At 25.0% G+C, this 26,647-nt stretch carries 33 protein-coding genes and 1 pseudogene; 7 read left to right on the top strand and 27 right to left on the bottom strand.

The features are described from left to right. Positions 1–45: 45 nt before the first annotated feature. Positions 46–279, bottom strand: a complete 234-nt coding sequence (locus MBCUR_RS09425; RefSeq protein ID WP_067092667.1) for a hypothetical protein — start codon at positions 277–279, stop codon at positions 46–48. Between the two features lie 350 nt (positions 280–629). On the opposite strand from MBCUR_RS09425, the gene MBCUR_RS09420 reads away from it, so the two are divergent. From MBCUR_RS09420 to MBCUR_RS10985, 3 genes are all read left to right on the top strand, one after another. Beyond that, positions 630–833 carry a hypothetical protein gene (locus MBCUR_RS09420; RefSeq protein WP_067092665.1) on the top strand — a complete coding sequence of 68 codons (204 nt, stop codon included), beginning with the start codon at positions 630–632 and terminating at the stop codon, positions 831–833. A gap of 331 nt (positions 834–1,164) precedes the next feature. Beyond that, positions 1,165–1,491, top strand: a complete 327-nt coding sequence (locus MBCUR_RS09415) for a DUF2085 domain-containing protein (protein WP_067092663.1) — start codon at positions 1,165–1,167, stop codon at positions 1,489–1,491. Positions 1,492–1,923: 432 nt separating this feature from the next. Then, positions 1,924–2,049: a hypothetical protein gene (locus tag MBCUR_RS10985; RefSeq protein WP_281190593.1), complete on the top strand. Its 126-nt coding sequence runs from the start codon at positions 1,924–1,926 to the stop codon at positions 2,047–2,049. 41 nt (positions 2,050–2,090) lie between these two features. Here MBCUR_RS10985 and MBCUR_RS09410 read toward each other — a convergent pair whose 3' ends face one another. From MBCUR_RS09410 to MBCUR_RS10980, 6 genes are all read right to left on the bottom strand, one after another. Beyond that, complete coding sequence (locus MBCUR_RS09410; protein ID WP_169805828.1) at positions 2,091–2,531, bottom strand: IS1 family transposase; 441 nt, start codon at positions 2,529–2,531, stop codon at positions 2,091–2,093. Further along, on the bottom strand, positions 2,531–2,992 hold the full coding sequence (locus tag MBCUR_RS09405) for an IS1595 family transposase (protein WP_084269693.1): 462 nt from the start codon (positions 2,990–2,992) through the stop codon (positions 2,531–2,533). Before MBCUR_RS09405 ends, MBCUR_RS09410 begins: the two co-directional genes overlap by 1 nt. After that, positions 2,956–3,432 (bottom strand): transposase, encoded by a 477-nt coding sequence (locus MBCUR_RS09400; RefSeq protein WP_067092658.1) that lies wholly within the window; start codon positions 3,430–3,432, stop codon positions 2,956–2,958. Before MBCUR_RS09400 ends, MBCUR_RS09405 begins: the two co-directional genes overlap by 37 nt. Before the next feature lie 50 nt (positions 3,433–3,482). After that, positions 3,483–3,842 (bottom strand): transposase, encoded by a 360-nt coding sequence (locus MBCUR_RS10135; protein WP_084269691.1) that lies wholly within the window; start codon positions 3,840–3,842, stop codon positions 3,483–3,485. Continuing rightward, positions 3,806–4,282, bottom strand: coding sequence for a transposase (locus MBCUR_RS09390; protein WP_067092658.1), 477 nt, complete (start codon positions 4,280–4,282; stop codon positions 3,806–3,808). The genes MBCUR_RS10135 and MBCUR_RS09390 overlap by 37 nt, the downstream gene beginning before the upstream one ends. A gap of 420 nt (positions 4,283–4,702) precedes the next feature. Beyond that, positions 4,703–4,831, bottom strand: a complete 129-nt coding sequence (locus tag MBCUR_RS10980; RefSeq protein WP_281190590.1) for a hypothetical protein — start codon at positions 4,829–4,831, stop codon at positions 4,703–4,705. Positions 4,832–5,111: 280 nt separating this feature from the next. On the opposite strand from MBCUR_RS10980, the gene MBCUR_RS09385 reads away from it, so the two are divergent. Then, positions 5,112–5,327 (top strand): hypothetical protein, encoded by a 216-nt coding sequence (locus tag MBCUR_RS09385; RefSeq protein WP_067092656.1) that lies wholly within the window; start codon positions 5,112–5,114, stop codon positions 5,325–5,327. After that, complete coding sequence (locus MBCUR_RS09380; RefSeq protein ID WP_084269688.1) at positions 5,299–5,586, top strand: type II toxin-antitoxin system RelE family toxin; 288 nt, start codon at positions 5,299–5,301, stop codon at positions 5,584–5,586. Before MBCUR_RS09385 ends, MBCUR_RS09380 begins: the two co-directional genes overlap by 29 nt. A gap of 776 nt (positions 5,587–6,362) precedes the next feature. On the opposite strand, the gene MBCUR_RS09375 is transcribed toward MBCUR_RS09380, so the two are convergent. The 3 genes from MBCUR_RS09375 to MBCUR_RS10740 all read right to left on the bottom strand — a co-directional run bounded on the left by MBCUR_RS09375 (position 6,363) and on the right by MBCUR_RS10740 (position 10,214). Further along, positions 6,363–8,018 carry an ATP-binding protein gene (locus tag MBCUR_RS09375; protein ID WP_067092651.1) on the bottom strand — a complete coding sequence of 552 codons (1,656 nt, stop codon included), beginning with the start codon at positions 8,016–8,018 and terminating at the stop codon, positions 6,363–6,365. A 487-nt stretch (positions 8,019–8,505) separates the two neighbouring features. Continuing rightward, positions 8,506–9,162 (bottom strand): hypothetical protein, encoded by a 657-nt coding sequence (locus tag MBCUR_RS09370; RefSeq protein ID WP_157077737.1) that lies wholly within the window; start codon positions 9,160–9,162, stop codon positions 8,506–8,508. Positions 9,163–9,572: 410 nt separating this feature from the next. Beyond that, positions 9,573–10,214 carry a zinc ribbon domain-containing protein gene (locus MBCUR_RS10740; protein ID WP_067092650.1) on the bottom strand — a complete coding sequence of 214 codons (642 nt, stop codon included), beginning with the start codon at positions 10,212–10,214 and terminating at the stop codon, positions 9,573–9,575. 508 nt (positions 10,215–10,722) lie between these two features. Here MBCUR_RS10740 and MBCUR_RS10635 point away from each other — a divergent pair. Then, on the top strand, positions 10,723–10,860 hold the full coding sequence (locus MBCUR_RS10635; RefSeq protein WP_169805827.1) for a hypothetical protein: 138 nt from the start codon (positions 10,723–10,725) through the stop codon (positions 10,858–10,860). Between the two features lie 186 nt (positions 10,861–11,046). On the opposite strand, the gene MBCUR_RS09360 is transcribed toward MBCUR_RS10635, so the two are convergent. The 6 genes from MBCUR_RS09360 to MBCUR_RS09340 form a co-directional block, all read right to left on the bottom strand. Beyond that, positions 11,047–14,025, bottom strand: coding sequence for a type III restriction-modification system endonuclease (locus MBCUR_RS09360; protein WP_067092648.1), 2,979 nt, complete (start codon positions 14,023–14,025; stop codon positions 11,047–11,049). Between the two features lie 113 nt (positions 14,026–14,138). After that, positions 14,139–14,456, bottom strand: a complete 318-nt coding sequence (locus MBCUR_RS09355; protein WP_067092646.1) for a hypothetical protein — start codon at positions 14,454–14,456, stop codon at positions 14,139–14,141. A 79-nt stretch (positions 14,457–14,535) separates the two neighbouring features. Next, complete coding sequence (locus MBCUR_RS09350; protein ID WP_281190596.1) at positions 14,536–16,008, bottom strand: DNA methyltransferase; 1,473 nt, start codon at positions 16,006–16,008, stop codon at positions 14,536–14,538. Beyond that, positions 15,999–16,490: a DNA methyltransferase gene (locus MBCUR_RS10735; RefSeq protein ID WP_211265157.1), complete on the bottom strand. Its 492-nt coding sequence runs from the start codon at positions 16,488–16,490 to the stop codon at positions 15,999–16,001. Before MBCUR_RS10735 ends, MBCUR_RS09350 begins: the two co-directional genes overlap by 10 nt. A 27-nt stretch (positions 16,491–16,517) precedes the next feature. Further along, positions 16,518–16,925 (bottom strand): type II toxin-antitoxin system VapC family toxin, encoded by a 408-nt coding sequence (locus tag MBCUR_RS09345; RefSeq protein ID WP_067092645.1) that lies wholly within the window; start codon positions 16,923–16,925, stop codon positions 16,518–16,520. Position 16,926: 1 nt separating this feature from the next. Next, complete coding sequence (locus MBCUR_RS09340) at positions 16,927–17,223, bottom strand: DUF6364 family protein (RefSeq protein WP_067092644.1); 297 nt, start codon at positions 17,221–17,223, stop codon at positions 16,927–16,929. Between the two features lie 144 nt (positions 17,224–17,367). Here MBCUR_RS09340 and MBCUR_RS10630 point away from each other — a divergent pair, with 144 nt between their 5' ends. After that, a complete protein-coding gene (locus MBCUR_RS10630; protein ID WP_169805826.1) occupies positions 17,368–17,571 on the top strand; it encodes a hypothetical protein in 204 nt (67 codons plus the stop codon). A 371-nt stretch (positions 17,572–17,942) separates the two neighbouring features. On the opposite strand, the gene MBCUR_RS09335 is transcribed toward MBCUR_RS10630, so the two are convergent. The 11 genes and pseudogenes from MBCUR_RS09335 to MBCUR_RS10840 all read right to left on the bottom strand — a co-directional run bounded on the left by MBCUR_RS09335 (position 17,943) and on the right by MBCUR_RS10840 (position 26,414). After that, a complete protein-coding gene (locus MBCUR_RS09335) occupies positions 17,943–18,368 on the bottom strand; it encodes an HVO_A0114 family putative DNA-binding protein (RefSeq protein ID WP_067092643.1) in 426 nt (141 codons plus the stop codon). After that, positions 18,365–18,634, bottom strand: coding sequence for a hypothetical protein (locus MBCUR_RS09330; RefSeq protein WP_067092642.1), 270 nt, complete (start codon positions 18,632–18,634; stop codon positions 18,365–18,367). Before MBCUR_RS09330 ends, MBCUR_RS09335 begins: the two co-directional genes overlap by 4 nt. A 174-nt stretch (positions 18,635–18,808) precedes the next feature. Continuing rightward, positions 18,809–20,209 (bottom strand): site-specific DNA-methyltransferase, encoded by a 1,401-nt coding sequence (locus MBCUR_RS09325; protein WP_281190595.1) that lies wholly within the window; start codon positions 20,207–20,209, stop codon positions 18,809–18,811. Continuing rightward, positions 20,200–20,685 (bottom strand): DNA methyltransferase, encoded by a 486-nt coding sequence (locus tag MBCUR_RS10730; RefSeq protein ID WP_211265155.1) that lies wholly within the window; start codon positions 20,683–20,685, stop codon positions 20,200–20,202. The genes MBCUR_RS09325 and MBCUR_RS10730 overlap by 10 nt, the downstream gene beginning before the upstream one ends. Before the next feature lie 59 nt (positions 20,686–20,744). Then, positions 20,745–21,833 (bottom strand): PDDEXK nuclease domain-containing protein, encoded by a 1,089-nt coding sequence (locus MBCUR_RS09320; protein ID WP_211265154.1) that lies wholly within the window; start codon positions 21,831–21,833, stop codon positions 20,745–20,747. Positions 21,834–21,873: 40 nt separating this feature from the next. After that, complete coding sequence (locus tag MBCUR_RS09315; RefSeq protein ID WP_281190594.1) at positions 21,874–23,295, bottom strand: site-specific DNA-methyltransferase; 1,422 nt, start codon at positions 23,293–23,295, stop codon at positions 21,874–21,876. Beyond that, positions 23,286–23,789: a DNA methyltransferase gene (locus MBCUR_RS10725; protein WP_211265152.1), complete on the bottom strand. Its 504-nt coding sequence runs from the start codon at positions 23,787–23,789 to the stop codon at positions 23,286–23,288. The genes MBCUR_RS09315 and MBCUR_RS10725 overlap by 10 nt, the downstream gene beginning before the upstream one ends. Positions 23,790–23,807: 18 nt before the next feature. Then, complete coding sequence (locus tag MBCUR_RS09310; protein ID WP_067092640.1) at positions 23,808–24,203, bottom strand: type II toxin-antitoxin system VapC family toxin; 396 nt, start codon at positions 24,201–24,203, stop codon at positions 23,808–23,810. 1 nt (position 24,204) lies between these two features. Further along, positions 24,205–24,531, bottom strand: a complete 327-nt coding sequence (locus MBCUR_RS09305) for a ribbon-helix-helix domain-containing protein (protein WP_067092639.1) — start codon at positions 24,529–24,531, stop codon at positions 24,205–24,207. Between the two features lie 846 nt (positions 24,532–25,377). After that, a complete protein-coding gene (locus MBCUR_RS10720) occupies positions 25,378–25,791 on the bottom strand; it encodes a PDDEXK nuclease domain-containing protein (RefSeq protein WP_211265151.1) in 414 nt (137 codons plus the stop codon). Beyond that, positions 25,767–26,414: pseudogene (locus tag MBCUR_RS10840) on the bottom strand (DUF1016 N-terminal domain-containing protein). The gene MBCUR_RS10720 and the pseudogene MBCUR_RS10840 overlap by 25 nt, the downstream one beginning before the upstream one ends. Between the last annotated feature and the right edge of the window lie 233 nt (positions 26,415–26,647).

Here is a 26,647-nt window from a genome sequence, read left to right as displayed (position 1 = left end):
AAAATATTTTCCTATAAGAAAAATATCTAACAATCATCAACTAATTTAATAAAACATCTCAAGTGTTGTAGTTCCTGATGGTGTTGTATTTTCTAAAGTGTTTCTTACATTTTCAAATCTAGAAATAACTGGAGTTCTATGAATAAACTCTACAAAACATGTGTCTGGACTTTCAGGAATATCTATTCCATTTTGAATAATTGCTGTATAAGTTTTTCCTTTTAATCCTTTAACTAAAGCTTCTCTTTTAGACAATTTAACTACTCTTTGTAATGGCATTCTTAATCATCTCCAAACCCTTAACCTAATTTTAAATTTTTTTATTATTAACTAAGCATTAGAAAAATTATTGAAAATTATATAATAATGCTTAACTAATATAAAATAGAGTTTTTATATAAAAGAAGATTGAGATAGAGAGCATTTGGAAAGTAATATTAGGAAGTTCATAATTTGTTCTCTTTTTAATATTTATTAAACAAAAGAAAGTAAAGAGTTAGTAATTAATTCTATTAACCAATTATAAATAATAAAAAATATAGAAATAAAAATTAGAAGTTGAAATAATAAATGATTTCTTTAACAAATTACTTTATACGAATGAGAATGAAAAAAATGGAGTTAAATTTATGGATGATTTTTCTGAAGAATTATATTTCATTGAAGAGAATAAAAATGATAAAGCTAAATCTATGGATGATTTTTCTAAAGACTTATATTTCATTGAAAAGAGTAAAAAAAATGAATCTAAATCTACAGATAATTTTTGTGGTGCAGTATTTGCAATAGCTGGGGTAATAACTTTAGCGGAAGTAATTTTAAGTATTTTTTAATGTTATTATTAAGCAAAACTTAATTGAAATACTATACAATTTTTAAAAATTTGCATGGTTATTATGATTAGAAAATTAAATTATAGTATTAATATTAATTTGTATAATTTTTGCAATATTAAATGTCTTTTTTTTTAAAAAAGTTGATTTATATTTATTAAATGGATTTTTTAATAACTATTTTAATGATCTTTTAGCTTCTAGAATAATTTTCTAAATATATCATTTGTTTGGGAATTTTTAGTAATTTTTATTAAATATCATGCAGTAAAAGATTATTTAGATATTTTAACATACATTATAGGTTGTTTAATATATTGGAGAGTAATAAATGAATTTAATTTGTCACAGGAGAAAAGATAGAACATTTAAGTACAAAAATCACTACTTTCCAGTGTGTGCAAGATGTACTGGATTTTATCTAGGGATTATTTCATTATTCTTTTTATTGGTTTTATTTTTTAAATCTTCTAATTTAGAAAATTTAGTTTTATTTGGTATTATTTTATTAATACCTATGATTTTAGATGGATTTAGTCAATTATTCCATTTAAGAGAAAGTAATAATATTTTAAGGTTTATTACTGGACTAATTGGTGGTTTTGGAATTGTATTGTTACTTATTAATATTGTTTTTAAATTTTCATTCATTATTTAATTTATGGAAAAATAATGCTCATAGAATGATCTTTGGATCATGACCATTTTTTGGCTCATTATTATATTATAGTTTGGAGTATTTTGTCATAGGAATCTATTTTATAGTTTATTCGGTATTGTTCTAATAGGATATATCCTTGTAAATTGTCTTTTGAAGCTCCTCGGAATATTCTTAAGAATCTTCGAAGTAATGAATGTCTATTTTCATTATTATTCACATGTGCTTATCCTCTTGCAAATTTTCTATCACCATGATTAACTGTATAATGATTTGCAACTTTTTCATGGTTTATTAAATTATTATAGATTGTATATTCCTCTGTGTAAATTGTAGCTTCATTTTCTACAATTTTATTTACAATTCCTCCTACTACTTTTTGTAAGTTTTTTAAAACTAGGAAAATTGTGTATTATGGTTTGTCTGTGAACAATGGTGGATACTTGTGGTTTATCAGTATCATATGTTCCACGTCCTCTTCTTTTTAAAGCTCTTCTTCTTGGTGGTTCTTCGAATTTGATGTTTTTTTTTATGCTTTTTCTTCCAGCATTTACATAAATTTCATCAAACTCTAAAAGACGGCTTCACATGATTTTTCTCTAAAAGACTCTTATTAATTTATGGTATCTTACAACAGTTTTACGATTATGTCCTAATTCTTCTGCCATTTGTTTAACAGATTTGTTATGAATGTTAGTTAAAATCCATAAGACTTCACCAAAAGGGATTTTACTTCTTTCAAGAAAAGTTCCTGTAAAATCATTGAAAAATGTCCCACAATGTTTACAAGAATATCTTTTACCATGACCTCGACCTCCACGATTATTCACTTCAAATGAACCACATGAAGGGCAATAAACATCACAAGACCAACGAAGACCCCTATAAAAAGCCAAAGATTCATCTTCATCAACCACCATACTTTTAATACCACTTTTAACAGATTCCATATGTAAATATAAGTCAACAACACCATATAAACTTATGCGCCATAAAATGGTCATGAGCCAAAGATGGCTCATGACCATTTCATGGCTCATTATTCGATTATGGTTTGGAGTATCATGTCATAGGAATCTGTTTTATAATTTATTCGGAATTGTTCCAATAGGATATATCCTTGTAAATTGTCTTTTGAAACTCCTCGAAATATTCTTAAGAATCTTCGAAGTAGTGAATGTCTATTTTCATTATTATTCACATGAACTTCTCCTCTTGCAAATTCTCCGCCACCATGATTAACAGTATGATGATTTACAACTTTTTCATGGTTTATTAAATTATTATAAATTACATATTCATCTGTATAAATTATAGCCTCATTTTCAACAAATCTGTCTACAATGCCCCCTACTACTTTTCGCAAGTTTTTTAAAACCAGGAAAATCGTGTATTTAGTTTGTCTGTGGACAATAGTAAATACTGGTGGTTTATCAACATCATATGTTCCACGTCCTCTTCTTTTTAAAGCTCTTCTTCTTGGTGGTTCTTCGAATTGGATGTTTTTTTTATCCCTTTTCTTCCAGCATTTACATAAGTTTCATCAAACTCGAATTCCCCATCAAAAGATGGATCCACATGATTTTTCTCCAAAAGATCTCTTATTAGTTTATGATATCTTGCAACAGTTTTACGATTATGTCCTAATTCTTCTGCCATTTGTTTAACAGATTTATTATGGATATTAGTTAATATCCATAAGATTTCACCAAAGGGGATTTTACTTCTTTCAAGAAAAGTTCCTGTAAAATCGTTGAAAAATGTTCCACATTCTTTACATGAATATCTTTTACTACGGCCTCTCCCTCCACGATTATTTACTTCAAATGAACCACATGAAGGACAATAGACACCACAAGGCCAATGAAGACTTCTATAAAAATTTAAAGCTTCATCTTCATCAACCACCATACTTTTAATACTACTTTTAACAGATTGCATATATAAATATTAGTCAATAATACCATATAAAAGTATGTGCCAAGAAATGGTCATGAGCCTATTCTTAAGAATCTTCGAAGTAGTGAATGTCTATTTTCATTATTATTCACATGAACTTCTCCTCTTGCAAATTCTCCGCCACCATGATTAACAGTATGATGATTTACAACTTTTTCATGGTTTATTAAATTATTATAAATTACATATTCATCTGTATAAATTATGGCCTCATTTTCCACAAATCTGTCTACAATTCCCCCTACTACTTTTCGTAAGTTTTTTAAAACCAGGAAAATCGTGTATTTAGTTTGTCTGTGGACAATAGTAAATACTGGTGGTTTATCAACATCATATGTTCCACGTCCTCTTCTTTTTAAAGCTCTTCTTCTTGGTGGTTCTTCGAATTGGATGTTTTTTTTATCCCTTTTCTTCCAGCATTTACATAAGTTTCATCAAACTCGAATTCCCCATCAAAAGATGGATCCACATGATTTTTCTCCAAAAGATCTCTTATTAGTTTATGATATCTTGCAACAGTTTTACGATTATGCCCTAATTCTTCTGCCATTTGTTTAACAGATTTATTATGGATATTAGTTAATATCCATAAGATTTCACCAAAGGGGATTTTACTTCTTTCAAGGAAAGTTCCTGTAAAATCGTTGAAAAATGTTCCACATTCTTTACATGAATATCTTTTACTACGGCCTCTCCCTCCACGATTATTTACTTCAAATGAACCACATGAAGGACAATAGACACCACAAGGCCAATGAAGACTTCTATAAAAATTTAAAGCTTCATCTTCATCAACCACCATACTTTTAATACTACTTTTAACAGATTGCATATATAAATATTAGTCAATAATACCATATAAAAGTATGTGCCAAGAAATGGTCATGAGCCAAAATTTAAATACTAACAAATTCATATTATATAATACATTCAAAGTAAGTCCCCCTAAATCTGAGCCGTCCGTGACGGCCGTGCTCTTAAATGAGTAAAAGTGTTTAGGGGGCAATGAACCTACTTAAATATATTCTTTTTTTAAAAAAACACTTATTTTGATAATTTTAAACCATAATAATTATTAAATTTAGATTATTACTACTGATTTTAAAAAAAACTATCATCTAATTATTACTATTATTATAAAGTTTAATACTAATAAATTTATCTATTAAAAAAATAATTCAATCAGAAGAAAAACTAAAAAATTGCACATAAGGGTAAAATTTTCTTAAGTATTTTTTTCAATCCTATGCAGTTATTTCCATTTTAGAAATAGCTGATTTTTCTTCAAGTTCTTTACCTCAAAAGTATTTTTCAAATGCTTAACTGATACTGGTGCTTGAACATTAAAAGTCTTTGCCATAACTTTTTGAATAACTCTCATTGTTTCATTTTTTGAAATAATAGAAAATATAATTTATATTTATTAATATTGCCTCATATAATGCATAAATATGTTTATTTTGGCTCTCAAAAGACTATCAATTTGTTAGTGTGGGTAAAAAATTTAAAACATGCTTAATATTTTAAATTGAAAAATAAAGAGACATTATGAATTTAATTTTTTCAAAAAACTAATAATTAACAATGCCCTAAAATTTCTCTTAGAAAAATATAAATAATAAAAGATAGAGAATAATAATAAATTCTAAGGAGAATAAAAAATGACATCAATAAAAATACAGTTACAACAATCAATCATTGATAAAATAAAAGGAAAAAACATTGCTGGTTGGAATATTAATAATAATGGAGAACTTGAGTTAGAATTTGTTGATTGTGATCTTGAAAAAGAAGTTAAAGAGCTTCAAAATGAACTCGATGCAGGAAAAGGTGTAAGAGTTGATATAAATGACCTTGAGAAACACTTTGGACTATGACTTAGAATTTACAAAAAAAGCAGAAAAATATATCCAAAAACTTGTTAAAAAAGATGAAAAATCTGCTAGAAAAATTTTAAAATCTATAAAAGAAATGGTTGAAAAACCCTATGAATACTCTATTTTAAAAGGTAATTTTAATAAAGTCCATAAAATTCGAGTAGGCAATTATAGAATTTTATTTGACATAAATGAAAATAAAAATCCTCGTATAATTCGTATAATTGATATTGGTCCAAGAAAAAACATTTACAGATAAAATAACTTTAAATAATACGATAGAAAAAATGTATTAATGTTATATAAAAGTAATTTTATAAGTTAAGTAGTCTATTTGAAAATTTTGTCTATAACTTTTTATTAAGGTAAATAGCATATTTAATTGATTTTTTATTGGTTATTATTTCTATTTATTTAAATTTTGATTAAAAAGCTAAATTTAAATTAGCAACTTATTTCAATTAAACCAGAAAATATAATTATAATAAGCATGATTTTTTTATCTACAAGTAATTCATTGCCTTCTCTTATTAATGATTAATAAAATGTTAAAAATGAAATAAAAATTATAATTGCAGATAAATTAAAGTTAGGAATATTATTTTAAAAAAGCACCACAAGTGTTGTAGTTCCTCTTGGAACCAATATCTTCTAGAGCAACTATAAAAAATATTTGATGACAATCTATGAGAGATTGAATAAATATAAAAATCACTACATTATTTGATTATGCCGAAAAATGGTAAAATTGCCGAATAAATGCCAAGTAAATGCCGAATTATTAAAAAATTGCCGAATTATAATTAATCTTATAATTTCACCCTTTAGTTTATACATCAGAGATAAAATATCATATTTGACTAAAACATTTAAATTAACTCTTAAAATTCTTTTTTAAATTCTAGGACAACTTTTATCTAATTTTAACTTGATTAACTAAATTTAAAAAATTAAATTTTCGAATGGCTTTAGATATTCAAGATAAATAAAAATAATTCCAATGTTAAAAAAGAGTTTAAAGATTCAATTTCTTAATTAATTAGAACTAAAGTCTTTTGTTTTATCTACATTAAGTATTTTGCATTTAACATCTGTAAATACTACATCATCTATTTCTGTGTCTTTTAATCCTAATGCCATTAGTCTTATTTCATAGCCTCTGTATGGTCTCCAATATTTCTTTTTTTGGATTTGTTTAAATGAATCTTTGATTAATGTGTCTAATGATTTTGATTCGACTTGAGTGTATTTCATTTCAGCTATAATTAGATATTTTTTTTCTCTGTTTTCCAGTGTAAAATCTATTCGTCCAGATTGAATTGCTTTTTCTTCAGTCACTTGAAATCCCATTGACTGAGCCCATGTTGTAAAAATTATTGAGTAAAATTTCCATTTTTCTCGGTTGTTTTTACTTGGTTTTAAGTAATATGGTATTCTTGCTATTGAGGTTTCAAGTTCTTGAGAGAGTTTTTTACAGCCTCCATTTATTATTTCATCCCAAAATTCATTAATTAAATTTTGGAATTCATCTTCAATTTCTTCAATGAATAATTCTTTAAGATTTTCTTTATAAGCAGATTCAACTTCAAAGTTAGGTATTTTAAGAAAATAATTAATGTCTCCACCTTCAATTATTTTTTTATCAATGGTTAAATATCCTGATTGGAAAAGTAATCCTGTAACATTGGCTTTTAGTGGGTTTATATCATTTAGTTCTCTTCGACTTAGTAGAATTGGTTTAAAGTAATCAATTGTATTTTTTCTATTTTTTAAAATTTCAGTTAAAAAACTTGGTGTTCCACTTTCAAACCAGTAAGGAATAAATTCTTGAGATCTAAAAGCTAAAATAGTAGAATAAGGATTAAAAACCTTAGTTTCTCCATCCCAACTGTAACCATCGTAGAAAAAATTAATTTTATTTAAAGTTTCTTTGTAAGAACAATTTAATTTTGTTGATAAAGCTTGTATTTGATCTTTATAATAATATTCTAATTCCTTATGAGTTATACCACATATAGTTGAATATTTTGGATCTAATGTGATTTCTATTAGGTTATTTAATTTAGAAAATATTGAAGTCTTTGCAAATTTGCTTATTCCAGTTATAAACACAAATCTAAGATATTCTTCACTATTTTTTAATACATTGTAAAAATTTTGTAGAAACTTACGATTATTATCAGCTATTTCCACATTATTTATATTATCAAGTATTGGTGCATCATATTCATCAATTAAAACAACGACTTTTTTATTTGTACTGTTATGTATTTTCCTAATTAATTGGAAGAAATTAAAAGATATTGGCAATTCTCTATTTAATTCAATATTATATTCTTCAGCATATATATTAATATAATCTGTAAGAGTTAATTCTAATAAATCATCATTTTTACTTTCTAATTTACTCATGTCTAAATGTATTACAGGATATTTTTCATTCCAATCCCAGTTGTCATAGATGTAGAGACTTTCAAATAATTTTTTATTCCCTTTAAAGAAGTTTTTTAATGTTGAAAGGAATAAAGTTTTTCCAAATCTCCTTGGACGTGATAAAAAATAGTATGTTCCTTCTTCATCTATCATCTGTTTTATAAATTTAGTTTTATCAACATAAATCTTGTTTTGACTTATTAATTTATCAAAATCACTTACATCAAAAGATAATAGTTTTCTATGATTTGTTTTCATTTAATAACCCTCTTAATTATCATTATTTACATAAAATTTTCATTGTAATTAAAAAATAAACAATTAATACTTTGTTATTTATCATATTTATAATTTTTTTATTAAAATTTCAAGACCAATTTCTATCTAATATAGGGTTTTAAATAATAATAAAAATGTACTAAAATTATACTAAAAAAGTAATAAAAAAATAATGAAATGATAATAAAATGATAGATAAATTTGTATTAAAATTATATGCAAGTTTCTATCCTATATTCCTAAAAGAAAATTTTCAATTAATGATTTGTTGAAATATTAAGTCATTTTAAAAAATAAGTTTTTATTATATTTAATTTTTGAAATAATCATTTATAATTTTATTATATAAAAAAATATTTATTATAATTATTTAATTTAATCAATAGATGAATATAAGAATTTTTAAAAAAAATCATTACTTCTAAACTTTATTTTCTGGACTATATTTTTCATTATAAAAGAAGACTTAATCTCTTTCAATATCAATAGATCCTCCTTCGTAACCACATACACCCATACGAGGAGAGTTAACAACTGGCAGATATCCATAATCCTCGAAATCAGGACATTCTACTGCATGTTTTTTTCCACATTTATCACAAAACATTTTATCATGAATAATGCATATTTGAGTAGCTATTTCTTCATTGCATGAGTCACATTTCCATTTAACAGGATCATTACGTGAAAGTAGCACTATTTCATCGTCTGCCTTTACAGAATACTCTTCTAAAACAGTTAATCTCAACTCAGTAGTACTTCCATAATCATAGTCATAACCCAATTTCAAATCTTTATAAAAAACATCCTTAACTTTTTCATCCATTGACACTTGCCCCCCTGCAAAACCACTCATATGTCCACAACATTCAAGCCAAATACCTCGAAGGAATGCATCAATATCCTCCATAATTGTCTCACCATCAACCCATAATGAAAGGAAATAAGGTGAAGAACCATAATATTGGTCAGATTCTACTTTTATAAGGTATGACTGTCCTTTTGTATTTTCACTTTCTTTTTGTTTTAAATGAGTTTTTAAATGACGGTTAATTCCTGCTTTAGTAAAAATTTTACCACAAAATGCACATTTACCCTTTGATTTAGGGAAATTCATTACCATTTTTTATTCCTCCAATAATTAATAATAATATGTTTTTTTGGCTCTGTAAAATAACTGCATCCTGAGATTTTTAGCAATATAACATTATAATTTTATATTATAATTTTATATTATAATTTTATATTATAATTTTATACTACTATTTCGCCTCCTGAGACTTTTTTACACTTGAAACAGCCCTTTAAGGTTTTATACACTTTAAATCATACTTCAGAGATTTTAAGCGAAAATTAAATAGTGAAAGTTAAATAGAAGTGTCGATAGATATTTATAATCTGAAAACAACAAATACTATCGACATTACTAATATTAAAAGCATACAATATAAATTTATCTGTTTTGGTACAAAAGTCCTGATTTCAATTAAAACTTAATTTTTATTATTTTTATTATTTTTTTATTTTAAAAATTTATTTAGCATAGTACCAAAAGTTATCCCAAGTAATATCTGGCACATGTAATAAGTATGTTATTCCATCATCCATAAACAGTGATACTACAAAGATTAATATTATTTTTCCAACAGAAACAGTCTTTTTTCCATTATAATCCATATCGTGAAAATAGTTACTAATAGTAATATCCAATTGATGAAGTTTTTCTACAATTCCATTTTTATTAGCTAAAATTCTATTTTTTAGGTTTTCATTATAGAAATAGTTTCCATTGTCTCTATTAATATCTGATGCAGTTTTATAGGCGTCATACATATTGTAAACACGAAAAATAAAGGATAACCAAGAAAAAGTATCTTGGATACTTTGTCCAATTAATTGAGAATATTGTAAATTGACCAATATTAATGAGATTACAATAAATACAAGCCCTTTCAGTATTTGTCCATTATGTAATTGTCCTAAACCTGGATATAAAGATAAAATTGTAGCCAAATATTTGTTTTTATGGTATACTATTTGATCGTCACTTTTTTCAGGAACATATTCCTTAACTTCTCGTTCAACCAACTTTTTCCCGCACTTTTCACAAAAGAGAGTGTTTTCATTTTTTATTGGTTCTCCACAGTATTGGCAATATCTAATTCTTTTTTCCATACTTTCACTTTTTAATCTATTAATTTAAATAAAATTATTACAATTTTTATTATAAATTATTATATTAATTTTTAGGAATATATAATTAATTGCCGAAGAATAAATCCAAAATGGTTAATGAAAAAGACATCCCACATGAAGATGTCCCATGATTAATTTCATGAAAAAAATTAATTTATTTAAAATTAATTTAATCAGTAAATTACTATTCAAATATAAATTTATAATTTATTAAGTATTATTTTACTAAATAAAGTTGTAATTAATAGTTATACTAAATTTAATCAATTTTAAAACCAATTTTAAATTATCTAAAATTTAAAAATTTTGAATTATTGGACATCCTCACAGTAAAAAAACACATACACATGAAAAATAATAAACGGACTTGGAGGGATTTGAATCCTTGATCTTAAGATTTTTTTCATTACGATTCATGATCAAAAGTCTAATTTTCGTTAAATTATATATAATGACTTATATATATTTATTTAGTTGATTTTGGATTTTGTTGGTAATTTTTTATGAGTTAGTTAAATCTGATGTTGGTCAAGAGAAGTGGATTTCCAAGGTTCATTCTTTTTATGTTCCTGAAGATCATGTTTCTCGTTTTGTTGTGGATTTTGTTGATGAATTATTTTATTAATACCTATGATTTTAGATGGGTTTAGTCAATATTTTATTTAAGAGAAGTAATAATATTTAAGGTTTGTTACTGGGCTAATTGGTGGTTTTGGAATCGCATTGTTACTTATTAATATTGTTTTTAAATTTTCATTCATTATTTAATTTATGGAAAAATAATACTAATAGAATAATATTCTATTAATTTCTAAGCTTTTTCTTTAAAAGTTTCATAACTATCCACGGCTTCAAAGTTAATATTTTTATCAATAGCTTCAAAATGTTTCTTACCACAAGTAATTTTATCTTTTTCAGTTGGTCTAAGTGTTTCTGGATCAACATTCCCTTTAGTTTCTACAACAAAGTACATCTTTTCCTCACCATCATCTTCAAGTAAAGCAGCCCAATCAGGATTATATTTACCAATTGGAGTGTTTATTTTAAACCATCCAGGTAGTTTTGTATAAACTAAAACATTTTCATCATCTTCAAGTCTTTCTGCAAATTCTTTCTCAATATTTGAATCATATCTAACATAATCATAAACTGAATTATCACTTTCTATTAAATTATTTATTTTTTCATCTTCTGAGAGGTAACCATATAACTCTTCATTTTTAAATAGATTTTGACAATAATAATCATCTTCTATTTTTCTGTATTTTATTCCATCAACAAGCATATGCTTCATTTCTCGGGAAATAATTTTTAAAGAGCTTTCCATATACTCTTGAGGATTCTTTTTAAACTGTTCTAATGTTCCACTTTTAATTAAAACATCTACAATTGTTTTTCTTGTTAGATAAGTTTCATTTTGAAGAAATGTAACAATATCAGGTAAAGCAATTTCATATTCTTCTGAGTGAACTGTTAGCCTTCCTTTTTCTGATACCACAACACCTTCTGCTTTAACATTAATTCCTGCTTTTGTATAAATTAATTTAGGTGGTTTTATATCTAAATCCTCTTTTAATGCATTTGAACATTTATCTATTAATTCATCACTATCAAATTCAACTTCATAAGTTGTTTTGAATTTTATTTTATTCCAAATTTTTTCAAAATCAGGAGATGAAAATACTTTATGGTTTATTTTGACTTCTCTTTTTTGGCGTGCAGGCTTAATAATAGTTCCACCAATTTTTCTTTTAACTATATCAACAATTGAGCTAGATATAGCTTCATATCTTTTAGGAACTTCCACTTTTTTATTTTTAAGATCTAATTTTAGAGTATCCAATATTTTACCTTTGCCATTAATATATTTTTTCTCTTTAAAGAAGTTAAAAATGTCATTAGATCCTACTTTATCAATAGTTTTAACTTCTCCTTTTTTATTTTCCATTCTAAGATGAGAAAAAGTATATTTTTCAATAATTCCAAATTTAATTCCTGCTTCTTGTTCCATTTCTTTTTGAAGAGTTTTTGCAAAATCCTCATAGCTTTCATTAGCCATAACAGTTAAAATATTAATGTCATTATTATGAACTCTGTCTCCTTCTTGATTAACACATAATCTTAATCCTCTTCCAATTTCTTGTCTTTTTTTCATAGTGGATTTTGTTTCATTTAATGTGCAAATTTGGAAAACATTAGGATTATCCCAACCTTCTTTTAATGCTGAGTGGGAAAAAATAAATCTTAAAGGACTATCAAAACTTAAAAGTCTTTCTTTATCTTTCATTATAAGCGAATATGTATCATCATCAGCTAATGTATTGCCTTTTGTATCTTTAAATTTACCTTTATTTTTACCAGATTTATCAATAGAAAAGTAACCATTGTGAATTTTCTCAACAGGTGTTTCAATGTCCACATCTTTTAAAGCACTGAATTTTTGTTTTTGACTTAATTTATTATATTCCTCTTCAAACATTAGAGCATATGGTCCTTTTTGAGGATTTCCTTCCTCATCATAAGTCCTATAATTAGCTACTTTATCTATAAAAAATAAACTTAAAACTTTAATTCCTTTCTTTGTTAAGATTAGTTCTTTATCTAAATGTTCCTCAATTGTTTTTCTAATCTGTTGTCTTTTTACAACAAAATCATCTATATCACCAACAACTTTTCCAATTGTTAATGTTTCTTCTCTGTTTGTAAAATCAACATATTCATTTCCTTCACCACAATAAATTTCATTTACTGTGTAACCTTCATAAATGTCTCTGTTTCCAAGTTTTGTTGATGTGAGATCATCCCCTTGTTTAACAGTACAAACTTTTCTTTTAACATTCCCATTTTTATATTGGTCAATTTCAATTTTAGCAGTTATAGGAGATTTTTTATTATCTACAGAAATTAATTTCATATAAGCTTTATTATGATAATCTAAGGATTCAAAAGAAGCTACTTCAATTTGTTTAACTAAATTCATTTCATAAGCATTAATTGCATCTAATCTGTATATTAAGTTTTGAATTTCACTATGTGTTGCAGAATATCTTAAAGTACATAATGGATTCAGAGATTCAATAGCTTCCTTAGCTTTAGGAGTATTAGCTACAGATTGAGGCTCATCAATAATAACAATAGGGTTAGTTTCTTGAATAAGTTCAATAGGTTTCCAACCATTTAACTTATCATTAGGCCTATGTATGATATTAGCACTAGTTTCTTTTGAAGGATCTGTGAAGCTTCTTCTAAATGCATCAATATTTATTACCATAATTTGAATATTACTGTTTACAGCAAAATTTCTAACTTGTTCAAGCTTTTGACTATCATAAATAAATGAATCATAAATTACATTATCATATAATCCTTTAAAGTGGTTTTTTGTAATATTTATTGATTTATAAACTCCTTCTTTAATAGCTAAACTTGGAACAACAATAATGAACTTTGTAAATCCATATTTTTTATTTAATTCGAATATAGTTTTTAAATAAACATAAGTTTTACCAGTTCCAGTTTCCATTTCAATGTTAAAGTCCATTGTAGAAGAGGATAAGTTTTCACTAGGAGGTAATTGATTTTTACTCTGTATATCTCTTAAATTATTTAATATGTCTTCATCTGGACTGATATCCAATTTATTAGCTACACCTTGAACTGTACTATCTAGAGAAAGTTGTCCTGTTACAGTGAAATAGGATAGCATTGAATTTTGCCCTTCAAATAAATTGACTACTGCTGAGACTGCATCATTTTGATATTTTAAGTTTGAATCAAATTTTAGTTTCATTTACTCATTACTCCGTTATTTTTAATATATTCCTTGTAATTAATTTTTTACACTAATTTTTACATTTTATTTGCCCATTTTCTAAAAAATGTAGCTTTTTTTGAGTTAACTCTCTATCCTACAGATATAATCGCATCAAAATCATATAATATTGGTTGTTTAGTTGATTCAGGATTAATAATAAGACTTCCACCAATAGTGGAATTGTTCACATTGAATGTTATTTCTGATTTATCGAGCCCACCATCTTCAAAAATATTATTTAAATGTTTACTCGCCTTTTTAGTAGCAACATTAAATAAATTTACTATTGTTTTCTGTGTAGTCAACATTATCTCATTCATATTATCTATAATAACTTTTAATGTTATAGAACATTCACTACTCATATATAACAATATATTTTTCATTTCAAAATTATTTTCTTCCATTAAAACCACTACTTTATTATTAGTTTTTAGAGTCACTTTCAAACTTTTTTAAAAAATTCGGAACAAAATAATAGTTATATTAAATCGTTATAAATTCATCAATATTATTAGTTTTTAGAGTTTCTTTTATATTAGTTTTGTCACTATCACTTGCAAAGCCATTATCTTTGAAAACAATTCTTGTAGTTTCAGGTGATAATTCTTTTTTTAGTTTAATTATTTCCGTAGCTATTTCTTTTGTGATGTTATTATCTAAACAAATTAATAAAGAACCGAATCCTATTGAGTATATTTTTTTATTATTTAATTCAAATTCTTTTATTGGTAATGTTAAATCAATACCATATTTAAGCATTATTTCATATATTAGGTCTAATTCTGTCCTATCTTCTTTGATGTTATCTCCACTTGTAAGTAAAGCCTGTTCAGGATCTTTATAATCAGGATCCCATTTTTTAAGATTCGAAGAATATAACTTAAAAACTTTGAAACCTGTGTCTAAATCGTTATTATTTGACTTTTCTATGATTTTATCTCCTGCTCTTCTTATTCTTTCTTTACCTATTTCAGCAATATTGAAAAAGCCTTCTTTATATAATTCTTCTTTTGATTCAATAGGTTCTGGGATTTGCACCATGATAAATTTTCGTTTATAATTATCTAAAGCATTTAATTCTAAAATTGCATGAGCAGTAGTTGAAGATCCTGAAAAAAAATCAAGAATTATTTGATTATTAGTGTCTGTCATAGATAACATCCGCTTAATCAAATTTAATGGTTTTTGTCCACTTTTAAATGTAGGAATATTCGATTCATTTTGTATATTATTATATGGTAAATCCTCCCATATATCTGACAAAGGAGTGGTAATTGCCTTTGTTCCAGTAGTATTGATTGGTTTAAATGAGGTTTCTAAAAAATTTAATAATCTACCATTTAACAGATATAGTTTCCTCCCATCAGTTCGCTTATGGATAATAACTTCATCTTTTGATTGTAATGATTTATTTTTTTCTTCTGAATCTTTATAAAACTTGGTGTCAAAGATATTACTTTTATATTTTCTATAAAAATCTTGGAATTCTTTTTGATTAAGAGATAAATCAGATAATTTTGTATTTTCATTAACAATTTTTTTCTTCTTCAAAATTTCAATCAAAGGAAAAACTTGATTTGATTCATGATCATAAAAGCTATTGAAATGAGTGTCCCATTTTCCACTTTTTTCAACGAAAGTAGAAATGTAATTATAATATTCTATATTCTTGGCATAAATCAACACAAATTCTTTTACTTTAACTGGTTTATTGGCTTTAGATTTAAAACCACCAGGTCCACCTGTTTTAATTGTGATTATAGTAACTAAATTGCTTTTTCCAAAAATTTCATCAGAAATTTTCATAAGGTTATTCAATTCATTATCGTCAATACTTATAAAAATAACTCCATCATTAGTTAAAAGATTTCTCGCTAATTTCAAGCGAGGATACATCATATTTAGCCAGTTTGTATGAAATCTTCCATCTTTTTCTGAGTTTGAACTTAATTTAATACCAATGCTCTCTCTCTCTCTCCTGAATTTCTAGGTGCGACCTGCCCCGTCATTTCGAGATAATGTTCAAGATTATCTTTGTAATTATCAGGATATACAAAATCTTTTCCTGTATTATACGGAGGATCAATATAAATCATCTTAATTTTACCATAATAAGACTTTTGAAGTAATTTAAGAACTTCTAAATTATCTCCTTCAATGTATAAGTTTTCTGTGGTGTCCCAATTTTTACTTTCTTCTTTACACGGTATTAAGGTTCCTGTTGATGGTGATTGAGCTATTTGAATAGCTTTTGATTTTCCATGCCAAGTGAAATTATATCTTTCATTTGATTCCTCAATATATTCTCCAAAGATTTGTTTGAATTTATCAAAGTCTATTTTATTTTCTGTTACTATTTCTGGAAATAGTTCTTTAAGTTTAATTATGTTTTCATTTAATATATCCAAGCTTTCTCCATTTAATTTTGATTCTATCATTTTATCACAACTTATTTAAAATTCTCATTAATTATCTATTACTTCTATTCCGTCTATACCTTTGAAATGTTTGTCAAAAGTAGCTATTTTTTTTATTCCTAATTTTTTCATTAAAGCTATGTAAATACAATCAAATAGGGGTAATCTTTTTTTATTTTCTTTTAATTCGTTAGAAAGCATTTTTAATCCGTCATCATAGAAATCATTATCTATTAGAACTTTATAGTCTCTATTTAATTCTTTATAAACTTCTAAAATTAAATTAATATCTTGTTTTAGTTTAAGGTTCATAACTGTTATTACTTCTGTAATTACAAGTTTTGAGATTAATACTTCTTCATCACCAAAAGATTTTAATATTTTCTTAGCTTTTTTATGCTCTTTATTCTTTTCAACATATAAATGGATTAAAAAGTTGGCATCTAAAAAAATCATTTCAATACTCCATTTTCCTTACTTCTTCTAATGTTTTAGTAAGGTTAACTGGTTTTTTTGTTTTAATAATTCCTGCAAATTTCATTCTTCTTTCAGGGTCAGGGTTGTATGTATTTTTATTAGCTATTAAGTTTTCAGGTATTTTATTTTTCTCATCTTCCAATTCTAAACCTTTCTTAAGATATTCAGTTATTATTTCAGTTTGTGTAGAGTTTTTATTTGCAGCAATGATTTTAATTGAATTAATAATATCTCTATCAAGATTTAAAGTAGTTCTTAACCTATCTTTAGTTTCCATCTTTTACACCATATTAATTATTAATTTATACATATTAATTTATACATATAAATATGATTTAGCATATATAAATAATTATCTGCTTTTTAAATAAAAACATATCTTTAGATTTTTGTTTGAAAAATAAAAGTCATAATTTAAATAGTGATAAACTCATCAATACTATTAATTTTTAAGGTTTCTTTAATATTAGTTTTATCACTATCACTTGCAAAGTCATTGTCTTTAAAGACTACTCTTGTAGTTTCTGGAGACAGTTCTTTTGTTTTTTCAATTAAGAGAATAGCTATTTCTTTTGTGATGTTATCGTCTAAACAGATTAATAAAGATCCAAACCCAATTGAATAAATTTTTTTATTAGTTATTTCCTATTCTTCAATTGGTAAAGTTAGATTAATTCCATATTTAATCATTATTTCATATACTAAGTCTAATTCGGTTCTATCTTCTTTGATATTATTAATACTAGTAAGGACAGATTGTTCAGGTTTTTCATAATCTGGTTCCCACTTTTTAAGATTAGAAGAATTTAATTTAAAAACTTTGAAGCCTATATCTAAATCTTTGTTATTGGACTCTTTTAGGATTTTATCTCCTGCTCGTCTTATTCTTTCTTTTCTTATCTCATATATATTTTTATAATTTCCTTAATCTATATGTTCAGGTAATTGTACTAATATAAAATTAGGATTTATCTTTTTAGTAAATAAATTTCTTTTTTATATAGCTATTTCTATTTTATCATAATTAACAACAGGTATTTTACTATTCTTAACCCCATCTTTCAAATCTAATAATCCTTCTTGTTCTAACTGTTTAACTTTTCTTTGCATTGTACTATTATCTTTGTTTAATAAACTAGCTAATTCATTTATTGATTTAGGTTTTTTATTTTTAATAAAATTTATTATTTCTAGTTCTGTTTTGCCTATGTTGATATTGTCACTTATTAATACTTTACCATCTTTTATAATTTCTTCTGGATTTTCTAGAGCATATTCCCATTGTTCTAGGTCAAATTCTAGTTTCATGTTTTTTTCTTGTTTTATAATGGTTTTAAGATGTTTAATTGTGCTGTATTTTTTTTCTAATTCTTTTATTATCTCTTTTGCTTCTATATTTCTAACTAAATTTATCATAATCATTTTAATTCCTCTTTTAGATCTTCTTTTATTAATTCATCATTTTTAGTTAAATAATTAATTATTATTGCTAGTGCTTCAGTTAATGTGTTTGTTTTTATTGATTTGTGGTTGTTATCCCCTGCAAAATAATGCATGTGTGGAAACCCATGAAAATTATCTATTCTTACTTCGTCTGGCATTATTACTATTGCCCATCCTCTTTTCGTTTCATAATAATATATTAGATATTTTTTGATTTTTATTTTGTTTTCATGTTTTTCCTTCATATTAATATTATATATTAATTTATATATATAAATGTTACTTAAAAAATGATTAATAAAAAATTTGAATTCTAAAAAAAGTATTACTAAAACTTAAAATTTAAGTAAATAATATTGATAGAAATGATTTTATAGTATTTTACATATAATCTCTTAAAATAAATTATACTCATGTCCTTAAATAGTGATAAACTCATCAATATCATGAGTTTTTAATGTTTCTTTAATATTAGTTTTATCACTATCACTTGCAAAACCATTGTCTTTGAAAACTACTCTTGTAGTTTCAGGTGATAATTTTTCTTTAAGTTTGATTATTTCTGTAGCTATTTCTTTTGTGATGTTATTATCTAAACAGATCAATAAAGCTCCAAAACCTATGGAATATATTTTTTTATTATTTACATCAAATTCTTCAATAGTAAATGTAAGATCAATACCATATTTTAGCATGATTTCATATATTAAGTCTAACTCTGTTCTTCCAGGAACTAAATTTTCTGATGAATCTATTAAAGTTTTTTCTAAGTTATTATAATCTGGATTCCATTTATTTAAATTTGATGAATCCAATTTAAATACTTTAAATCCAATATCTACTTCTTTATTTTCACTTTCTGAGAGTATTTTATCTCCTGCTCTTCTTATTCTTTCTTTTCCAATTTCACAAATATTTTTATGACCTGCTTTATAACTTTCAGATTTTTTATCAGTAGGTTCAGGTAATTGAACCATAATAAATTTTCTATTGCAATTATATTCTCTATTAATTTCCATTGTTGCATGAGCAGTAGTACATGATCCTGAAAAAAAGTCGAGAATGATAGAAGATTCTGATTTTAATAATCTAATTAAATATTTAATCAACATGCTTGGCTTCGGATAATCAAAATATCTTTTTCCATTGAATAATCCATCAAGTTCAGATTGTCCTATTTTTGTAGATCCTTGATTTGTTAACAATGATGATGGTATCTTTTTTCTTGTTTCAGTAATAAACTTCTTTAACCTTGGAACTGAGCTTCCATCTTTACCAAAATATATTTTATTATCTTCTATTAATTCATCCATATCTTTTTTATTAAAATACCATTGTCTTGTCCATTGTATCCCATTAGGTGCAGTAAGTGTAAAATAATTTTTTCCATGAGATAATGATCTTGCATCAGATTTACCTAATTCTGCTGACATCCAATTTCCACGAGGATCATTATCTGCATTGCCATAATTATTCTTAAATTCAATTTTTTCTTCTGGTCGCTCAAATTCTAGATTTAATTTTATCTTAGCATATACTATTGTTAATTCATGATCATTTCTGAATGTTTTCACACCTGAAAAAATGGATTTATTATCATTTCCTTGTTTTTGCCAAATAAAGTTACCAATATAGTTATATTCTCCAAAAATCTCATTACAAATCTTTTTAAGATTTTCTAATTCATTATCATCTATACTAATAAAAATTACACCATCATCACTTAATAAATTTCTTGCAAGTTTTAAGCGAGGATATATCATATTAAGCCAATTAGTATGATATCTCCCAGAAGTTTCGGCATGGGTACTTAATTTAATCCCAATGCTCTCTCTCCTGAGTTTCTAGGTGCGACCTGCCCAGTCATCTCTAAATAATTTTCTAAATTATTTTTGTAATTATCAGGATATACAAAATTTTTTCCAGTATTATATAGAGGATCTATATAAATCATCTTAATTTTGTCATAGTGAGACTTTTGAATTAATTTGAGAACTTCTAAATTATCTCCTTCAATGTATAAGTTTTCTGTAGTATCCCAATTTTTACTTTCTTCTTTACAGGGTCTTAAAGTTCCAGTAGAAGGGGATTGAGCTAATTGAATAGCTTTTGATTTTCCATGCCATGTGAAGTTGTATCTTTCATTTGACTCTTCAATATAATCTCCAAAAATTTGTTTGAATTTATCAAAGTCTATTTTATCTTCTGTTACTATTTCTGGAAATAGTTCTTTAAGTTTAGTTATATTTTCATTTAAAATATCTTTGCTTTCACCATTTAGATTAGATTCTATCATATTATCACATTTTACAAATTAAAATTAATTATAAGTATTTTTTTACTAAAATTGTGGAATTAACTAATATCATTACTATGATTATTCATTTTATCTTTTAAAAATAAGTCAACTTTTTCTGCTATTTCTTCAGCATTTGGTAATAATTTTTCATAGTTTTTTGGTAAATCACAAGTAGTTTCATAAGTTGCAACACCAATAGGCAAATTAGATGATTTTAATGAATATTCAACCACCGTTCTGTCTTTTTCTTTGCAAATAATAATTCCTATTGAATTATTTTCATCAAGTAGTTTAACTTTGTCATTTAAAATTTCTAAATAATATTCCATTTTACCTTTATATTCTGGAATGAATTCACCAATTTTGAGTTCAATAGCTACTAAACATTTTAGTTTCCTATGATATAAAAGTAAATCAATGAAATATTCTTTATTATTTATTTCTAATTTATATTGATTCCCCATGAAAGTAAAATGACTTCCCATTTCAAGTAAAAACTTTCTTATATTTTTAACAAGTTCTGTTTCTAATTGTCTTTCACAGTAGTCTTCTCCTAAGTCTAAAAAATCAAAAATATATTCATCTTTCACAGCTAAAATAGCTCTCTTTCTAACTTCTGAAGAAAGAGTTTTATCATAGTTAGTTTGATTTATTAAGAATCTTTCATAAGCTTGGCTTTCAATTTGATGGATTAAAACATTTTTTGTCCATCCAAATTTTTTTGTAGCTAAAATGTAAAATTCCCTCATTTGTGAGTCTTTACATTTCTGCATTATTAAAATATGTTTAGTCCAACTAATTTCTCCAATTAATGGTAATAATTTTTCATTATCATGATATTCTTTATAAAATTTAACCATATACCAAAGATTTCTTTCTGAAAACCCTTTAATTCCAGGAAATTCATTCTGTAATTCTAAAGATAATGATTTAACAATAAATTTTCCCCAATTTTGATCAGCTGACACTATTGATTTTCCTATATTCCAATAAAGAATAATTAACTCTTTATTAACTGTTTTTAAGGTGGTATACTGTGATTGCCTAATCTTTTCTTTTATGTCCTTTATAAATTCCTTTTGTGCATTGTTTAAAATTATGTCATTCATAAAATCATTATCCAAAACTGCAACCAATGGTTGCATTATTTTATTAAATTATTTGAAAAAAATAATAATAAAAGTTTTAAATTGTTATAAATTCATTAACATTATTAGTTTTTAGTGTTTCTTTTATATTAGTTTTATCACTATCACTTGCAAAACCATTATCTTTAAAGACTACTCTTGTAGTTTCTGGAGATAATTTTTCTTTAAGTTTAATTATTTCTGTAGCTATTTCTTTTGTGATATTGTTATCTAAACAGATTAATAGAGATCCAAATCCTATTGAGTATATTTTTTTATTCTTTAATTCAAATTCTTCAATAGCTAATGTTAAATCAATACCATATTTAAGCATGATTTCATATATTAAGTCTAATTCTGTTCTTCCATGAACTAAATTTTCTGAGGAATTAATTAATGTTTGTTCTAAATCATTATAATCTGGATTCCATTTATTTAAATTTGAAGAGTCTAATTTGAATACTTTAAAGCCTATGTCTAAATTAGGATTATCTGATTCTAGTTTTATTTTCTCACCTGTTCTTCTAATTCTTTCTTTACCAATTTCAGCTATATTTTTATAACCTGATTTATATCCCTCAGATTTTTTATCAATTTGTTCAGAAAGTTGAACCATAATAAATTTAATTTTTTTATTATCTTGAACATTTAATTTTAATATAGCTTCTGCAGTTGTAGATGATCCTGAAAAGAAATCTAAAATTATAGGGTCATAATCCACATTCATATTTATTAAATATTTTATCAAACTTGATGGTTTTGGATAATCCATAACATGAGAATTGAATAAAGAAAGAATTTCCTTTTTTCCATCTTCATTTGTCCCAACATCACATTCATCTTTAGAAATTATGTTAGATGGGACTTTTATTCGCTCATCTTGTCTTTCATACCTAATAGCAAATTTTTTAGATTTAACCCAAAAAATTGTCCCCTTATCTATTTCCTTATTTAAAGTATTTTGTATCCATTTAAATCGCCCTTCAATAACTAAATCATTTTGAGCACTATTATTTTTTACAATAAAATCTTCTTTAATATTAATTCTATCATACTTTCCTTTTTTATAAATTCCATCATCAATTTTCAAATTTAGTGAATTTTTATCAAAAATTAAAACTTTTAAATCGTTAGATTCATTTAATAAAGGCATATCACCTCCATCTATAATTCCTCCATTAAGCCCATTTATCTTTAATTTTTTAAAGCATAGCACATATTCTAATTTCTTTCTAACATTTTTTGACAAACTTGGAGGTGTGGATGTTTTCATCCAATTAAATTGTGCTACAAAATTTTCTTCACCAAAAATTTCATCACAGACTTTTTTAAGGTTATTAACTTCATTATCATCTATACTTATAAAAATTACACCATCATCAGCTAACAAATTTCTACCTAATTTTAATCTAGGATACATCATGTTAAGCCAATTTCCATGATATCTGCCATTTGTTTCTGTATTTGTACTTAATTTAATACCAATGCTCTCTCTCTCTCTCTCTCTCTCTCTCCTGAGTTTCTAGGTGCGACCTGTCCTGTCATCTCTAAGTAGTTTTCTAAGTTGTCTTTGTAATTATCAGGATATACAAAATCTTTTCCAGTATTATATGGAGGATCAATATAAATCATCTTAATTTTACCATAATAAGACTTTTGAAGTAATTTAAGAACCTCTAAGTTATCGCCTTCAATGTACAAGTTTTCTGTGGTATCCCAGTTTTTACTTTCTTCTTTACATGGTCTTAAAGTTCCAGTTGAAGGTGATTGAGCTAGTTGAATGGCTTTTGATTTTCCATGCCAAGTGAAATTATATCTTTCATTTGATTCTTCAATATAATCTCCAAAAATTTGTTTAAATTTATCAAAATCTATTTTGTCTTCTGTTACTATTTCTGGAAATAGCTCTTTAAGCTTAGTTATGTTTTCATTTAAAATATCTAAGCTTTCACCATTTAATTTTGACTCTATCATTTTCTCACAACTTATTTTTTAGTTTTTGCCTATTCTTTTTATTTTATTGAATATATCAAAATCTTCATCAAAACTAGCTATTTGTTCAATATCATTGTTTTGCATTACAATATAACTAAGATTATCAAAGAAACCTATAGTATTTTTGTTTAATGCATAATCTAATGCTTGTTCATAATATAATACATCTTCCAATACTTTTATTTTCCCATCAACTAATAATTTATAAACTTTATTAACAGTTTTAGTATCTTGTTTTAATTTTCTAAGCACAGTAATTGTTTCATATACTATCATTTTACTAATTATCTTTTCTTTGTCTTTTATTTCTCCCCATATTTCTTTGGCTCTCCAGTGGTTTTGTAGCTTTGGAACATTCAAGTTTATTAAATAGCTTGTTTCTAGGAATATCATATTAATACAACTTTTTTTTATAGTGTATGCTGTCTATTAGTTCATTTACATCTATATCTTTTGCATTATCTACTTTAGCTATCCCTATAAGATCATCTATATTCGCTTTGTTGTCTGGATCATAACCAGGCATTTCACTATTTATTATTCTGGCTTTTATTTTTCCAGTAGATTTATTTTCTACTCTATTTAGTGATTGATTTAAAAGATCATTTATTACTTTCTTTTGTGTAGTTCCCTTTTCAATAGCTAAAAGTTTTATTCTTTTTAAAGTTTCGTTTGGTAATTTTATAGTTGTAATAGTTTCATTTTTCATTTTATTTTTCATTATTGCACACTCCAATATTTAATTATATATATTTATCAAGAAATATAAACATATTTTAATATACTAATATTTTAATATACTAATATTTTGATATTAAAATATTTAAATATTCGTATTTTAGGAGAGTGTAAATTTTTGTGGAGTTTTTCCTAAATTTTTAAATTTTACTTATAAAGGTTTATAAATGAAAAGTGATTTTTTCTAAAAAAACTCCACACTTTTTTACACCCTTGCATAAAAATACATCCTAAGCTCAATGCTGTCAACTTAAGAAAAATGTTTTTCAAAATATCATTACTTTCATTAAAAAATTGAAATTGCTTTATAAATGAATCTTTCAGTTTATAATACTTATTCATGAAAATATATTAATAATTCCTTAAGTTGACAGCATTGCTGGGTAGACGAAGTCTTTTCAAGTATTATATAGTATGTCTATGTAAATCATTTTTATCTTACCCTAGTAAGACTTTTGAAGCAATTTAAAAACTTCTAAATTATCTCCTTCTATGTATAAGTTTTCTGTAGTGCCCCAATTTTTACTTTTTTCTTTACATGGTCTTAAAGTTCCAGTAGAAGAGGATTGAGCTAATTGAATAGCTTTTAATTTTCCATGCCATGTGAAGTTGTATCTTTCATTTGATTCTTCAATATAATTTCCAAAATTTGTTTAAATTTATCAAAGCCAATTTTGTCTTCTGTTACTATTTCTGGAAATAACTCTTTTAGTTTAATTATATTTTCATTTAATATATCTAAACTTTCATCATTTAATTTGATTCTATCATTTTATCACTATTTAAAATTTTAAAAACTATTTATTGCATATTTAATAAAAAAAAATAATCATTCATATACATTGTCATATTTTAAAAGTAAATCGATTTTTTCTGCAATTTCAGTACTGGCAGGTAGTAATTTTTTATAATCCTTTGGCAATTTACTTGTGGTTTTATAACTTGCAACACCAATAGGCATATTAGAAGTCTTTAAAGAATATTCAACAACAGTTCTATTTTTTTCTTTACAAATAATTATTCCTATTGAATTATTTTCATCAGGAAGTTTAACTTTATCATTTAATACTTCTAAATAAAACTCCATTTTACCTTTATATTCTGGGATAAAGTTCCCAATTTTAAGTTCAATAGCAACTAAACATTTTAATTGTCTATGGTACAATAATAAATCTATAAAATATTCATTATCATCTATTTCTAACTTATATTGATTTCCTATAAAAGCAAATTGATTTCCCATTTCAAGTAAAAACTCCTAATATTTTTAATTAATCCTAGTTCTAGTTGTCTTTCACTATAATCTTCACCTAAGTCTAGAAAATCAAAAATATATTCATCTTTTACTGCTAATTTAGCTTGATTTTTAATTTCTGGTGAAAGAGTTTTATCATAGTTTGTTTGATTTATTAAAAACCTTTCATAAGCTTGACTTTCAATTTGATGAATTAAAACACTTTTAGTCCACCCAAATTTTTTTGTAGCTAAAATATAAAACTCTCTCATTTGTGAATCTTTACATTTTTGCATTATTAAAATATGTTTAGTCCAACTAATTTCTCCAACCAATGGTTGGAGTTTTTCATTATCCTTATACTCCCGATAAAACTTAAGCATTGAATGAATATTACTGACTGAAAAACCTTTAATTCCAGGAAATTCATTTTGTAATTATGATGATAGTGTTTTAATAATAGATTTACCCCAACTTTCATCAATATTATTAATATATTTTCCAATATCCCAATAAAGATTAATTAATTCTTTATTAACTGATTTTAAAGCAATATACTGAGATTTATGGATCTTTTCTTTAATATTTTTGATAAATTCTTTTTGATTACTATTCAAAATTATATCTCCCATTAAAATCAACTATCCAAAACAACAACCATTGGTTGTTATATTTTAATAAAAATTTAAGAGAATTTTTATAAAATTTAATATAAATATATATAGGTAATAATTATATGAGATTTTCTATTAACCTGCTTTTTTTAATTAATTTTTTTATTTTTTTTTTAAAAATTGTATTTTTATGGAGATTTTTTTTAAATTATGGGATTTTTGCCTTTTTTTACTGTTTTTCTTGCTTATTT

This window comes from Methanobrevibacter curvatus, assembly GCF_001639295.1.
Classification (GTDB): domain Archaea; phylum Methanobacteriota; class Methanobacteria; order Methanobacteriales; family Methanobacteriaceae; genus Methanoflexus; species Methanoflexus curvatus.
This window is presented reverse-complemented; position numbering and strand designations above follow the sequence as displayed.

What these genes read in the sequence shown, in the direction of transcription:
- MBCUR_RS09385 (WP_067092656.1), top strand. Translation starts at nt 5,112, where the DNA reads ATGACATCAATAAAAATACAGTTACAACAATCAATCATTGATAAAATA.
- MBCUR_RS09345 (WP_067092645.1), bottom strand. Translation starts at nt 16,925, where the DNA reads ATGATTTTTTTAGATGCCAACTTTTTAATCCATTTATATGTTGAAAAG.
- MBCUR_RS10720 (WP_211265151.1), bottom strand. Translation starts at nt 25,791, where the DNA reads ATGGGAAATCAATTTGCTTTTATAGGAAATCAATATAAGTTAGAAATA.
- MBCUR_RS09410 (WP_169805828.1), bottom strand. Translation starts at nt 2,531, where the DNA reads ATGAGCCATGAAATGGTCATGAGCCATCTTTGGCTCATGACCATTTTA.
- MBCUR_RS09355 (WP_067092646.1), bottom strand. Translation starts at nt 14,456, where the DNA reads ATGGAAGAAAATAATTTTGAAATGAAAAATATATTGTTATATATGAGT.
- MBCUR_RS09335 (WP_067092643.1), bottom strand. Translation starts at nt 18,368, where the DNA reads ATGATTATGATAAATTTAGTTAGAAATATAGAAGCAAAAGAGATAATA.
- MBCUR_RS09400 (WP_067092658.1), bottom strand. Translation starts at nt 3,432, where the DNA reads ATGCAATCTGTTAAAAGTAGTATTAAAAGTATGGTGGTTGATGAAGAT.
- MBCUR_RS10980 (WP_281190590.1), bottom strand. Translation starts at nt 4,831, where the DNA reads ATGAGAGTTATTCAAAAAGTTATGGCAAAGACTTTTAATGTTCAAGCA.
- MBCUR_RS09330 (WP_067092642.1), bottom strand. Translation starts at nt 18,634, where the DNA reads ATGAAGGAAAAACATGAAAACAAAATAAAAATCAAAAAATATCTAATA.
- MBCUR_RS09415 (WP_067092663.1), top strand. Translation starts at nt 1,165, where the DNA reads ATGAATTTAATTTGTCACAGGAGAAAAGATAGAACATTTAAGTACAAA.
- MBCUR_RS09420 (WP_067092665.1), top strand. Translation starts at nt 630, where the DNA reads ATGGATGATTTTTCTGAAGAATTATATTTCATTGAAGAGAATAAAAAT.
- MBCUR_RS10730 (WP_211265155.1), bottom strand. Translation starts at nt 20,685, where the DNA reads ATGATAGAATCTAATCTAAATGGTGAAAGCAAAGATATTTTAAATGAA.
- MBCUR_RS09370 (WP_157077737.1), bottom strand. Translation starts at nt 9,162, where the DNA reads ATGGTAATGAATTTCCCTAAATCAAAGGGTAAATGTGCATTTTGTGGT.
- MBCUR_RS09320 (WP_211265154.1), bottom strand. Translation starts at nt 21,833, where the DNA reads ATGCAACCATTGGTTGCAGTTTTGGATAATGATTTTATGAATGACATA.
- MBCUR_RS10985 (WP_281190593.1), top strand. Translation starts at nt 1,924, where the DNA reads ATGGTGGATACTTGTGGTTTATCAGTATCATATGTTCCACGTCCTCTT.
- MBCUR_RS09375 (WP_067092651.1), bottom strand. Translation starts at nt 8,018, where the DNA reads ATGAAAACAAATCATAGAAAACTATTATCTTTTGATGTAAGTGATTTT.
- MBCUR_RS09310 (WP_067092640.1), bottom strand. Translation starts at nt 24,203, where the DNA reads ATGATATTCCTAGAAACAAGCTATTTAATAAACTTGAATGTTCCAAAG.
- MBCUR_RS09390 (WP_067092658.1), bottom strand. Translation starts at nt 4,282, where the DNA reads ATGCAATCTGTTAAAAGTAGTATTAAAAGTATGGTGGTTGATGAAGAT.
- MBCUR_RS09425 (WP_067092667.1), bottom strand. Translation starts at nt 279, where the DNA reads ATGCCATTACAAAGAGTAGTTAAATTGTCTAAAAGAGAAGCTTTAGTT.
- MBCUR_RS09340 (WP_067092644.1), bottom strand. Translation starts at nt 17,223, where the DNA reads ATGGAAACTAAAGATAGGTTAAGAACTACTTTAAATCTTGATAGAGAT.
- MBCUR_RS10725 (WP_211265152.1), bottom strand. Translation starts at nt 23,789, where the DNA reads ATGATAGAGTCAAAATTAAATGGTGAAAGCTTAGATATTTTAAATGAA.
- MBCUR_RS09305 (WP_067092639.1), bottom strand. Translation starts at nt 24,531, where the DNA reads ATGAAAAATAAAATGAAAAATGAAACTATTACAACTATAAAATTACCA.
- MBCUR_RS09380 (WP_084269688.1), top strand. Translation starts at nt 5,299, where the DNA reads ATGACCTTGAGAAACACTTTGGACTATGACTTAGAATTTACAAAAAAA.
- MBCUR_RS10735 (WP_211265157.1), bottom strand. Translation starts at nt 16,490, where the DNA reads ATGATAGAATCAAAATTAAATGGAGAAAGCTTGGATATATTAAATGAA.
- MBCUR_RS10740 (WP_067092650.1), bottom strand. Translation starts at nt 10,214, where the DNA reads ATGGAAAAAAGAATTAGATATTGCCAATACTGTGGAGAACCAATAAAA.
- MBCUR_RS09360 (WP_067092648.1), bottom strand. Translation starts at nt 14,025, where the DNA reads ATGAAACTAAAATTTGATTCAAACTTAAAATATCAAAATGATGCAGTC.